Source organism: Rouxiella badensis, assembly GCF_026967515.2.
Lineage (GTDB): Bacteria > Pseudomonadota > Gammaproteobacteria > Enterobacterales > Enterobacteriaceae > Rouxiella > Rouxiella badensis.
The window spans coordinates 208,440-220,520 of record NZ_CP114062.1 but is presented as its reverse complement, the minus strand read 5'-3'; the positions used below and the strand labels follow the sequence as shown (position 1 = coordinate 220,520).

The window sequence follows — 12,081 nt, the reverse complement described above, 5'->3', positions numbered from 1 at the left end:
CGGCGATCAAGAAGGGGTACCGGTGGGATACCACGACTTCCCTACGCTGGCATTATCCAGATCAGGTAATACGGGTATCTCTCAGCCTTCACAAAGAAGGGCACCCCGAGTCATTGAAGCTAAGGGGTTAGCATAAGGGATGTAGGTGACTTACAGCAAGCTCTCTATTGCTCTCTCTCACGGCCTGTACCCACAATATACACGACATAAACCATCGCCGAAGCCTGCGGGGTTTTCGGTTAAATAAACAGTGGGTTAAGGGTTGGAAATAGCGTGCGGGTATTCTGGTTATTACGTTTTGGTCCTTAACAATGGCCTGCGCGAATACAGGTTTTTGAACGCCGCAAATCTTTCGAAATTGCGGCGTTTGATTATCTTGTCAGGACATTGGGGCGTTAATCGTAGGCCAGTTTATGATTAATATTGTAGAGCGTGGCCGTACCTGCCATGACGTGCTGTCCTTCATTGCCCTGTTTATGGGATTCCACGTTGGTGATGTGGTAGCCGACGGCACCGGCATCCAAAGCTTTCTTAACAAAAGCGCTATTTAATTCCTCCAGGGTGGTCGCCCAACTGACGGAGGTCACGCCGACGGCGCGCATGGAGGCTAATTCACGATGTGATAACCCAGAACGGATCAGAACCGGTTTAACGTCGTGTGGAGAGAATATTGATAAAACGTCTTTAACTAAATCTTTCATAGCCTTACTCCTCAGTATTCGTCTTCAAACTGGAGCTTTTGAAGCGGATTATTCAGCGCCATTGATAAATCCAGGTGATTACCTTTCTAAATCATTTAACGGCTTCGTCCCTAATAAATACCTTTCTGCAGCGGCAGTTTTAGCTTTAGTTGCTAAATAATTGTTAAGAAAACTTTAGAAATATTTTAAATAGTTTTTAATGAGGATATTACCAGCTAGTTACAGTTTGGCTTTTTTTGAAATGGTGTTTTAGCAGAGATTGCCTGAGTGAAGAGCTCACTCAGGCAGATAGTGCGCTTAGTCGAGGTCGATTAGAAGATAGAAATTGGGTATTCGACGTAAACGCGCACTTCGTTACCGCCTACGTTATACGAAGAGGCATCGGAAGATACGCGCAGAACCGAGTAGCGCAGTTTGAGCTTCAGGCCTTTCGCCACGCCGTCTGGCACCTTGTACTGAATCTGGTTAAACAGTTCGTGCTCGTGGCCGTTGGTGGTTTCGGAGGTCTGAATATTATCGCCGCGCACGTATGCCACGTCATAGCTCAGGCCCTGAACGCCAAGCCCACTGAGGTCAACCGAGTAAGCCAGCTGCCAGGAGCGCTCGCCCTGACCGTTGAAATCTGACCAGTAGGAGTTTGACAGCCAGATGGTGTTGCCGCCATCGCCAACCCCGCCATTTTTGCGGTAGCCGCCGTAGTTATAGCCGGTGCTGCCGTTGCTCTGCTGGTAAGCCAGTTTGAAGGTGTGGATGCCGGCGACATAGCTAGTTGCCAGGCTCCAAATATCGTTGCTGCGCCCGGTATCGAGCGTGTTGGCATAGTCTTGAGTCAGGCGTGATTTATAGCCGTTGAAGTCGAAAATCAACGCATGCTCTGGCGCCAAAGGCTGACGATAGGTCATGCCCAGATACTGCTTGTTCAGCACGCCTTCTACGTTCGATGCATACAGTGAGCCGCTCAGACGATCGTTAAACTGGTAGCGCGCACCGCCAAAGCTCAGGCCGTGCAGGCCGCTGTTGTGGCTGTCATCACTTTTTTGCTGTTCGTCGGTGAAATGACCGGCGGTAATATCCAGCCCGTCGATTTCCTGCGAATCAATCATAAAACCGGTGTAGGTTTCATCAAGCAGGCGTGAACTATCGGCGGTGAGGATAGGCAACTCAGGTGCCTGGGTGCCATAACTCAGAACGGTTTTGGAGATACGCATTTTGGCCGTTGCGCCAAATTTGGCGAGGTCAGACTTGGCGCGTCCGTCCTGGTCCTGCGAGAAGAAGTCGATGCCGCCTGCGCCGCTATGACCACGACCACCGTCGAGGCGAACGGCGTATTGGCCAAGCGCGTCAAAGCCGAAACCTACCGGACCCTGTGTAAACCCAGAAGTGAAGTTGGCGATAAGGCCCTGGCCCCACTCTTCACGCGTCCGCACGCCGTCTGGTTTGTAGTTACGGTCGATATAGGCATTGCGCAGCAGCACATTGAGATGGCTATCGGCGATAAACCCATTGTTATCCTGGACGGTGTCGGCATAGGCAGACTGCGCACAAAGCGCTGCCAAAAGCGATAATGGCAAAATTTTTTTCACGGTGCGTTAACCTGTTTTTTCTTATCTAAAGTGATTCATAAATATACAAATCCGGAAAACCCTATTTCCGGCGGGGCAAGCATACCCTACTTGCGAAAATGCCAAAAAAATAATTCGCGTCCTAAGCCTATTTTTTTTAGGCGCGATGACAGAAAAAAAATGCCCTGAGAGATCAGGGCATCGTTAAATACTTGTAAATATGTGGAAAACGTCAGGTTCTCGGATAACCTTTAACCGAATGATCGAGATTGGATTCTAATTTAGAAATACGCAGTGAAAGATATATCCCCAATCCTACACAGCCCAAGGCCAGAAGCGTCTGAATCAGCAATCTCGGCGTGGGTTCAGGCAGGGAGACATAATTGATGATTGCCGAAAGCGCAGCAACGATGCTTGCCATAAAGCACCAGCGCATAAGGCTGTCCATACTCCGCAACATAGGCGCGATGTCCGCCGGGTTGTGTTTACACACCATAGTCGCTCCTTTTCTCTGATGTTTATACCTGATGCTGATAACTATAGACGGTAAAAGTATCTTGGTTAACATTTTGAATGTGCGGCTTTTATCACATTAATGATTAAGGTAGCATTAAGACAATAATTATTGTTATAAAAATAATGTCATATTGAAAAATAAGGCATTATATCTTCATTCTCTTCCACATTATTTAATTCTACAACCTTTTGAGGTTCTGAAAAATACCCGTTTTGAGATAGCGATCACCCAATGAAGCACAGCCTTTCTACACCGACTCGCGCTGGATCCGCCGTAGGAGATCTTCGGCAAAACGTTTAACGCTGAAAGAGAGCGTTTTTTCCGACTTAAATAGCATCCAGGCACGGTAAGTATCCATTTTCCATTCGGGCAAAATACGGATAAACTCCCCCTTTCTCATCGCCTCACGCGCCATATAGTCGGGAATATACACAATACCCGTTCCAGCTACCGCCGAGCTCAGTAATATTGTGCTGTTATTGGCTCGAAAACGGCTTCGCACCTCAATGTCCAACTTTTGCTTTTCCTTGCGAAAAGGTAACACGATGGTATGCGCGAAACCCCGCAGCAAAATATAGTCATAACGCGGCAAGTCTTCGGGTTTCTCAATCGCCGCATACTGACTCATATATTCAGGACTGGCGTAAAGACCCGAGCTAATATCGGTCAACGGTTTGATTAAAGGACGATCGGGTGCATCGCGACTAATCACGACGGCAGGATCGGCTAAATATGCTGCGGCAGATAAAAATATAGCCATCGCTTGATGGCTATATCATCCGCAACGTTCAATTAAGAGGGGGGTTTATCCCTTCGAGAAGTTCGCCTGAATACGCTGTTGCAAATAATCCTCGGCGCTGATGGGCGGATATTTCGCGCCCGGCCCCAGAATCTCGACGTCCTTATTTGCCTGGCAGAAGAACGCCAGACTGTAGCGCGGCCCCTGATATTCGCCCGGCAGCGGGCTTCTGACGCGGTGGAAGTTCGACGGCAGCTGGTCGTCACTCCAGCGCATCAGCATGTCACCGATATTGCAGGTGATCACCTCTTCACGCGGCTCAATGCTGGTCCACTGCTGGCTTTCGTGGTCTTTACCCGGGCAAACCTGCAATCCACCCTGCCCCGGACGCTGGAACAACAGCGTCAGGCAGTCAAAATCGGTATGAGCCCCGGCGCGCCACATGCCCTGCTGCGACTGCTCCGTCGCATAGTAGTGCAGCATGCGCAGCGTGCTCTGATAGGTTTCACGATTCGGATTATGCGCCTCCTCAAAGAAGTGTTCGGCAAACCCCAGCTTGAGCGCGAAGCAGGAGAGCAGCTTCATGCCCAGTTGCCAGCACTGCGACTCGAAGGCCAGCATGGTATTTTTAAACGCAGGCAGCTCCTGTTCACTTGGCCACAGCGGGTCCATCAATGGGCGCGTGATCTGATAAGACTCTTTCTGATCCGGCGTTTTGGTTGACGGACGCACCTGCGACTTGTTCTCCCATCCAGCGTTTCTCGCTAGCGGATACTGCGCCTTCACCTCGTTCGGTAACGAGAAGAAGCTCTCTGTCATGTTAAATGCACGACGGATATCGGCCAAATCGATGCCGTGGTGGCTTACCTGGAAGAAGCCAATCTCTACCGCCGCCTGCCACAGCTGGTCTGCTATCTCACTTTTGCGTTTTTCAAAATCAGAAAGGTCGATGCAGCGCACCTCGCGGGTAAAGGTCTCTTCCCCCATGGCCCCCATCTGAGCCTCTTTCTCCAGTTCTTTCAGTGCGTAAGCTTGGTTTTGAGTAGTCTGAGTCATGATGTTTTTCCTGATCTTTATCATAGGGTTTATGCGAGCGCACGCTGCTGTAAGGTTTTTACCGCCGCCATCGCGTCGACGCGCAGGGCGTCAAGGTCGAGGCCCGGCACGCTGTCGTTTTCGACAATCATGCGACCGTTGATCAGCAGGGCTTTCAGCGAGGCGCGTCCCCCGCAGGCCACCGGGCCAATGGCCATGTCGTGCAGCCCGAAGTAGCGCGGATCGTCGAGACGATAAACGGCGATATCGGCGAGCATGCCCGGCTGTAGCGTGCCGCTGCGCGATAGCCCGAGGATTTGCGCACCGCCCGCACTCCCCCAACGCACCACGTCTTCGATGGTGGCGGCATCGGCTCCGCCTTCAAAGGTGCCGCCCTCGTAGCGCGGCTGTGCCAGCATGCCTTTACGTGCGCGCTGCAACAGCCACGCGGCGTGCGCCTCACTTTGCATATCCGCCGCCTCGTTGGAGGCCGCGCCGTCAACGCCGAGCGAAACTGGCACCCCAGCCTTTTCAAGCGCCAGCAGATCGGCAATGCCGCTGCCGAGACGCCCGTTACTTTGCGGACAGTGCGCGATCCCCGTGCGCGTCGCCCCTAACAAGGTGATTTCCTCCGGCAGCAGCTTGACCAGATGCGCGAACCAGACGTCACTGCCTAGCCAGTCATGCTCGGCGCAAAACTGAACCGGCGTCATGCCGAATTTGGCTCGGGCTGCGTCGAGATAGTCCACGGTTTCTGAGAGATGACTGTGCAAACGAATACCCAAACGGCGTGCAAGCTTCGCCATCTCACGCAGCTGTGCACCCGGCGCAGAGTGCAGCAAGGTGGTCGGCGCCATCACCACGCGACGCAGCGATTCGGGGCGCGAGTCGTGATAACGCCCGACCAGTCGTTCAACGTCAGTCATGTAGGCGTCGAAACCTTCCGGACGCAGCGCCAGCGGCAGGTCCTGCTCAATGGCGCGCGACTGGGTTGCTCCACCGCGACACAGCACGATGCGCATTCCCAGCGCTTCTCCCTCGCTAAAAATGATATCTGAGGTATCGAAAGGCATATCCGGCCAATAAAGATAGTTATGGTCGGCCACGGTGGCGCAGCCGGAACGCAGCAGCTCAATCAGCCCAACGCGCACCGCCAGCCGAAAAGTGCTTTCGTCGAACGCCGCGCGAAAACGGTAAGGCGTTGCGCTCAGCCACGCGGTCAGACTCTGGTTCAGCCCCTGCGGCTCGCCTTTCAGCAGTGACTGAAACAGATGATGGTGGGTATTAACCCATGCCGGGTACACCACGCAGTCGCGGGCATCGATGATGCGCTCGTCGGCCAGCGGGCTCAGTGCGCCCATTGCCTCGATAACGCCGTCGCGAATCCGCATGTCTGGCCCCGCATGGCGCGACGCCGCACCCGGCAGACCGGTGAGGATCGCGTGAGCATTTCTAATCAGCAGTGTCATGGCAGCGCTCCTTAAGGTTCAACGTGCAGGCCCTGCACGATGTCTGTGGTGTAGGCCTGCTTCCAGTCAGTGTCGGCCTTGAGCAGACCGGCGTTGACCATAAAGTTTCGAGTTTTCTGCCAGCGCGCATCGGTCATGGTGCCCCAGCCCTGCGTTGCCGCGTCGCCGCCGTCAATCAGGTGATGCTGTTTAATCTGCGATACGCCCCAGGCGAGCAAATCGTCGGTCATCTTCGGATTATCTTTCTTGATCAAGGCATTGCCCGGTGCCGGATTCTGCAAATAGCTCACCCAGCCTTCCATCGAGGCGCGAACGAACTTTGCCAGTGCCTCTTTGCGGCTGGCAATCAGGTCAGGACGAGCGATCAGGATCCCGCCATACGGCGGATAACCGTGCTCGGAAAACAGGAAGAAGTTCGACTTTACGCCCGCCTTCTGCGCCTGAAACACCTCGGAACTGACGTAGGCCTGCTGCGCGACGTTGTCGTCGGCCACGAAAGGCTGAATGTTGAAGGTGTAGGGGCGCGCCTGCGCGTCGGTGAGGTGATACTGCGCTTTCAGCCATGGCCACCAGGTGGATTGCCCCGAACTGGAGACCAGAATGGTTTTGCCTTTCAGGCCATCGAGCGAGGTGACGGAAGCGTGGGTCAGCAGACCCTGCGGGTCAAACTGGAAGGGTGCGGCGATAGCCTTGGCCGGAAAGCCACGCTGCACGGCATCGAGCAGCTGTAGGTCATAGCCGATAATTACGTCGGCGCGCTTGGCCAACAGCAACTGCATGCCGTTGACCTGCGGACCGCCAGACTGAATGCTGACGTCCAGCCCGTAGCGTTTGTAAATGCCGGTCGCCAGCGCCTGATAATATCCGCCCTGCTCGGCCTGAGCGTACCAGGACGTCAGCAGGGCAATCTTTTCATCGGCCTGAGCGGCCTGCGAAAAGGCGCCAAGTAGCAGCGTGCCCAGAACACAGCATGACAGCGGCAATCGAGATGTCATTTTCATTGCTCCTCTCATTGTTGCCGAAGAGGGGCAAAGCAGACGCGGCTCAGCCTCCCATCGGCGCAAAGTGTGAAATGCGAAATGGTTGCTGAGCAATGTCCCGCGCGGAGTTCCCGCACTGACCGCTTCTACTCACTTTCAGTTATACAAAAACGGTGCCAAGTTGACCAATGCCCTATCCATGCCCTTTGTGCGGAAATTGCCCCCCAAAAAACCCGGCCCACTCTGCAACCTTTGATTCAATGCAGAGCAGCAGGCACCAAAATAGTGCACCTGGACGACAGCTAAGCGCGGTTCTCAATTTGGCTGAACAGCATCTCCAGTTGTTTGAGCATCATCGAGGCCGCTAAAGACAACTGGCGCGAAGGCGCAACGCACAGCGACAGGGTGAAGGATTTCAGTTGGGGATCGGTCAACGGAATAAACGCCAGTTCATCGCTGATGACCTCGTCCATGATATCCAGCCAGCACAGAATACCGATGCCAATCTGCTCTTTGATTAATGACCTGATCATATGAATATTATTGGAAACAGCGACTTCGTTAACCCTGCCACCGTTGATATTGACCAGCGCCTCGACCGGCTCCGACAGCATTAACGGCGCCGAGGGTATGATAAACGGATACTCGATGCACTGGCTGAAACGCACTCCGCTCCGCCCTGCCAGCGGATGCTCTTTGGGCACCACGATGCCGAGATTAATCTCGGCGAACGCCCGCACCTGTAGCTCCTTCGAGCTCTGAGGATTGAGCATGATGCCAAAGTCGGCGTCGCCCGACATCAACGCCTGCTGGATATCGATATTGTTCATGGTGGTCAGCGTGAAAGAGATATTCGGATATTCGTGATGGACCTTTTTGAGCATCGACGAGAAGAAGTGCCGGTTGATGGCGTCGATGGTCGCGATACGCACATGCCCGCGTCGCAGTCCACGCAGGTCGTCGAGCTGTTCGCAGACGCGGGAGAAATCTTTCTTCCAGTTATTGGCCGCATGCAGCAACAGCTCCCCGGCGGCAGTCAGTCTCAGCCCGGTCGGGTGTCTTTCAAACAGCGGCATCGCCAGCTCTTTCTCAACCCGCAGTATCTGCCTGTCGATGGATGAGGCGGCAACGTGCAGGGTTTCCGAGGCCTTGCGAAACGATCCCTGACGGGCAACTTCCGTGAAATACAGTAGAAAACGGGAGAATGCGAACATATTTCGAGTGCTCTCTTTTATGCAACGGGATGTGCGAATCAAAGCGCTGGACGCAACGGTTTTATAACAATAACGTAGTTTTCAAGGCAACAGGAACATTCGTTTCAAAGCACATAAAGCGATCGATTTAGCGGGTATCCCGCCGACGGTGCGGTTAAACGCGTTTATGGGTTGAGTCCACATTCATCACAAAAAAACTCAACGTGATTAATTAAGGGTAAAACGGCAAATCATAATGAAAGATGCAGAGTTAATTCCAGTCACAGTTAAAAAAATGAATAATAATGGTGCAGGGAATATTTCATTACAGCTTATTGCCCAAGCTGGAAGCGTTTTACCGCGTTATTCTCCGGGCGCGCACATCGACGTTTTTATTCCTGAAAAAGGTCCACGGCAGTATTCTCTTTGCGGTGAAAATGGCGGCGAAGAATATTACGAGATTTGTATTAAACTGGCACCATTATCAACCGGCGGATCGCACTATCTTCACCACCAGCTCAACGTCGGTGACGGCCTAAAAATCTCCGCACCACGCAATCATTTCCCTCTGCCGCAGGCGCGGCGTTTCCTGCTGTTTGCAGGCGGCATTGGCATTACGCCGCTGCTGGCAATGGCGGAGGAAATTGCTAAACAAAATATTGATTTTGAACTGCATTACTATGTCTCACGCGAGCAGGAAACGGCGTTTATGTCGCGTTGCAGTGCGCCAATGCTGGCCAATCACGTCTTTCTTCACTACAGCGACGCAAACGATTCCCTGCGCGCGCGTACGCCTGCCTGTTTACGCTCACCGGATGCCGAAACGGCGGTAGTGGCCTGTGGTCCAGACGGCTTTATTAAACGCCTACAGGATATTATGCAGTTTCATCGCTGGCAGCCTGCGCAATTATCGTTTGAGCGTTTTAGCAATGCCGAATTAAATAACAACGCCGATAATCAGGGCTTCCATATTCAGTTAAATTCGACCGGACAAAGATTTTTAGTGACGCCGAGTCAAACCATTGCCGAAGTATTGTTAAGCGCAAAGGTTGATATTATGCTGTCCTGTGAACAGGGCGTGTGCGGATCCTGCATTACAGACGTCATCGAGGGTATTCCCGATCACCGCGACTGCGTATTAACCGAGGAAGAGCGCGCCGAGAATACGCAAATTACGCTGTGCTGCTCTCGTTCGAAAAGCCCCGTTCTGGTGCTGGACCTGTGATGTCTACGCCGAGCCAGTCAATGGCGAACCTGAGCCTCAACGCGCCGTTAAACGGCCTCGCCCATGCTCGCCTGCCCGCATGGACGCTTCCTGCCGACTGGCCGCAGCAAAACGGTGAGCCCGTGTTGGCCGATATCCATTTCAGTCAGGGTCTGATTACCTTACTGACGCCGAGCCAGGCGTCGAATAAACACTTATGGAATCTTGGCGGCGCACTGGTATTGCCGGGATTGATAGAGCCCCACGCCCATCTGGATAAAACCTTTACCCTCACCCGCAGTCGTCCGCAAGGGCCGGGTTTGCTGGCCGCCATTGAGGCGATGCATCAGGACCGCCAGCACTGGACGCCGCAGGATCTTCGCCAGCGCGGCTTGCGCGGTCTGACGTGGGCGGCAGCGCACGGCGTCACGCATTTACGCACCCACATCGACTGGTTCGACCCGACGCCGCCGGTTGCCTGGCACGAGATGGCTGCACTCGCACTAACAGGCTTGACGCTTGAACGGGTAGCGCTGGCGCCTTTGACGCTGTTCACCGACGTTAACTCGGCCGATGCCATCGCACGCGCAGTGGCGCAGAGCGGCGATAGCTGCCTGCTCGGCGGCTTTATACACTCGTCGAACTGGAACCCGTCCGCCATGGCGAACCTGATGGAAAGCGCCGCCCGCTGGCGTCTTAACCTCGATTTGCACATCGACGAAGAGCTGTCAGAACGCGCCAACGGGCTAGTGTGGCTGGCCGACTATCTCTCAAGGCACGACTTTCCCGGACACATCTGCTGTAGCCACGGCTGCGCTCTGGCCTCAGGCAGCGAACAACAGGCGCAACAGGTGCTGGCCGAACTGGCAAAGCATCGCGTGACGCTGATTGCACTGCCGATGACCAACCTGCTGCTGCAGGACGCGGTTGTCGGCCGTACCCCGCGCCAGCGCGGCATCACCCGACTTAAAGAGGCGCAGACAGCGGGCATCCCCACTCTACTCGGCTGCGACAACGTGCAGGACGCGTTTTGTCCCGCAGGCAGCTATGACCCGCTCGATACCCTTAGCTGTGCCCTGTTTAGCGCCCAGCTCAACCAGGTATTTGACCAGCAGTCGCGGCTTATCTGCGACCTCGGCGCGCTGACCGGCGCAAAAGCACAGAGCTCACCGCTGAACGCAGGCAGTGCGGCCAATTTGGTGATTTTCCCGGGAAGCGACAGCGTAACCTGGCCTCTAAACAGCGCGGCGCGCCGGGTTATCAGCCACGGCAAGCTCACCTATCAACGGATGTGGAATCAGGAGTTTACCCATGAGTCTTGAAGCCGGTGCGGGCAAACCGCTCGCGCAATACGCCGCCTGGCGACGTGCAGGCGATTACATTTTCCTGTCGGGGATTATTCCGGTGAATCCGCAGACGGCCACTATCGTGCGCGGCTTTGCGGATATTCCCGCCGAGGCACGCAGGCTGCTCGGTGAGACCGGCGAGTTCTCGACCGACGCCAAACAGGGACCGATCCTGGCGCAGAGCTGGTACGTACTGGAAAGCATACGCCACACCCTCGAAGAGGCCGGTGGGCAAATGAGTGACGTCATCAAGCTGGTGCAGTACTTCCGTAACCTCGACCACTTCCCCTACTACAGCCGGGTGAGAAAGCTGTTTTATCCCGGACAACCGCCGGTCTCGACGGTGGTACAGGTCAGCGAAATGTTGCCCAGCGCCGAGGTGTTAATTGAAGTGGAGGCCACAGCATGGCTGCCACAGTCCTCCTTAATAAAATAAACGACGAGGCACAGTATGATTAACGGCTACATTCCCGCAGCGCGCTTTCTCCCGTTTCTAAGCTGGACGGCCATCGCTGCCCTGCCTGACAAGGCCAACACCGTGATTGTGTTGCCGACCGGTGCCATCGAGCAGCACGGCCCGCACCTGCCGTGTTCGGTTGACAGCGTCATCTCCTCTGGCGTGGCCGGTCACGCGCTGGCTCGCCTGCCGGCCGATATTCCGGCCTACGCTATTGCGCCTATCACCTACGGCAAGTCCGACGAGCATCTTAACTTCCCCGGCACGCTCACGCTGACCGGCGACACGCTGCTGCAAACCATTCTCGAGGTTGCCGAGTCCCTGTATCGCGCCGGTTTTCGCAAGCTGCTGATGATCAACGGGCACGGTGGACAACCGCAGGTGCTGCAAATGGCCTCGCGCGAGATGCGCCTGCGTCACGGCGACATGATTATGATCCCGCACGACGTGTTCCGCGTGCCTAACGTTGAGACCCGCTATTTGAGTGCCCAGGAGCAAAAAATGGCGATGCATGCCGGTCACAGCGAAACCGCCGTGATGCTGGCGCTGGCCCCCGAATGCGTACACATGGAACATGCCGTAGCCAATTATCCGCCGGAATTCCCCTGTCCGACGCTGTCGAACGGCCGCCCTGCCGCCGCCTGGGCCTCCTACGACTTTGGGCCGAGTGGCGTACTTGGCGACCCGACCCCGGCGACCGCCGAACAGGGCCATGCGATCCTCGACTCCCTCGCCGCAAGCTGGGCGCAGGCCATTACCGAAATCCACCAGATGGAGTGGAAAACACGCAGCGAACCGACGTGGGGCAAACACCACTGGAATGGCTTCGTGCAGAGCAGTTTTACGCCTCCTTCGTCCTCCTTGGCCTCTGAATAAAG

The 12,081-nt window shown here is 54.9% G+C and carries 12 protein-coding genes and 1 riboswitch; of the genes, 4 read left to right on the top strand and 8 right to left on the bottom strand.

Annotated elements, in window-relative coordinates; all coding sequences use genetic code 11:
• Positions 1 to 21 precede the first annotated feature (21 nt).
• Positions 22 to 118, bottom strand: a riboswitch (TPP riboswitch).
• Between the two features lie 277 nt (positions 119 to 395).
• The 8 genes from O1V65_RS01215 to O1V65_RS01180 all read right to left on the bottom strand — a co-directional run bounded on the left by O1V65_RS01215 (position 396) and on the right by O1V65_RS01180 (position 8,217).
• Positions 396 to 701, bottom strand: a complete 306-nt coding sequence (locus O1V65_RS01215; protein ID WP_017492388.1) for a YdgH/BhsA/McbA family protein — start codon at positions 699 to 701, stop codon at positions 396 to 398.
• Positions 702 to 1,012: 311 nt separating this feature from the next.
• Positions 1,013 to 2,284 (bottom strand): OprD family outer membrane porin, encoded by a 1,272-nt coding sequence (locus tag O1V65_RS01210; protein WP_084912116.1) that lies wholly within the window; start codon positions 2,282 to 2,284, stop codon positions 1,013 to 1,015.
• A 211-nt stretch (positions 2,285 to 2,495) separates the two neighbouring features.
• Complete coding sequence (locus tag O1V65_RS01205; protein WP_017492386.1) at positions 2,496 to 2,759, bottom strand: hypothetical protein; 264 nt, start codon at positions 2,757 to 2,759, stop codon at positions 2,496 to 2,498.
• A gap of 268 nt (positions 2,760 to 3,027) precedes the next feature.
• Positions 3,028 to 3,540, bottom strand: coding sequence for a LysR substrate-binding domain-containing protein (locus O1V65_RS01200; RefSeq protein WP_017492385.1), 513 nt, complete (start codon positions 3,538 to 3,540; stop codon positions 3,028 to 3,030).
• Between the two features lie 45 nt (positions 3,541 to 3,585).
• Entirely contained in the window at positions 3,586 to 4,575 is a 990-nt protein-coding gene (locus O1V65_RS01195; RefSeq protein ID WP_017492384.1) for an isopenicillin N synthase family dioxygenase, read from the bottom strand.
• A 29-nt stretch (positions 4,576 to 4,604) separates the two neighbouring features.
• Entirely contained in the window at positions 4,605 to 6,023 is a 1,419-nt protein-coding gene (locus tag O1V65_RS01190) for an amidohydrolase family protein (RefSeq protein WP_017492383.1), read from the bottom strand.
• Between the two features lie 11 nt (positions 6,024 to 6,034).
• Positions 6,035 to 7,024, bottom strand: a complete 990-nt coding sequence (locus O1V65_RS01185) for an ABC transporter substrate-binding protein (protein WP_017492382.1) — start codon at positions 7,022 to 7,024, stop codon at positions 6,035 to 6,037.
• A 281-nt stretch (positions 7,025 to 7,305) separates the two neighbouring features.
• Positions 7,306 to 8,217, bottom strand: a complete 912-nt coding sequence (locus tag O1V65_RS01180; protein WP_165429306.1) for a LysR family transcriptional regulator — start codon at positions 8,215 to 8,217, stop codon at positions 7,306 to 7,308.
• Positions 8,218 to 8,452: 235 nt separating this feature from the next.
• Between O1V65_RS01180 and O1V65_RS01175 the strand changes: the two genes are divergently transcribed.
• The 4 genes from O1V65_RS01175 to O1V65_RS01160 are packed head-to-tail and all read left to right on the top strand — an operon-like array spanning position 8,453 to position 12,079.
• A complete protein-coding gene (locus O1V65_RS01175) occupies positions 8,453 to 9,421 on the top strand; it encodes a PDR/VanB family oxidoreductase (protein WP_017492380.1) in 969 nt (322 codons plus the stop codon).
• The gene (locus O1V65_RS01170; RefSeq protein WP_269130098.1) at positions 9,421 to 10,722 is read left to right on the top strand and encodes an amidohydrolase family protein; all 1,302 of its coding nucleotides are present in this window, start codon (positions 9,421 to 9,423) and stop codon (positions 10,720 to 10,722) included. Before O1V65_RS01175 ends, O1V65_RS01170 begins: the two co-directional genes overlap by 1 nt.
• A complete protein-coding gene (locus tag O1V65_RS01165) occupies positions 10,712 to 11,182 on the top strand; it encodes a RidA family protein (RefSeq protein ID WP_017492378.1) in 471 nt (156 codons plus the stop codon). The genes O1V65_RS01170 and O1V65_RS01165 overlap by 11 nt, the downstream gene beginning before the upstream one ends.
• A 15-nt stretch (positions 11,183 to 11,197) precedes the next feature.
• Complete coding sequence (locus O1V65_RS01160; RefSeq protein ID WP_017492377.1) at positions 11,198 to 12,079, top strand: creatininase family protein; 882 nt, start codon at positions 11,198 to 11,200, stop codon at positions 12,077 to 12,079.
• Positions 12,080 to 12,081: the final 2 nt, after the last annotated feature.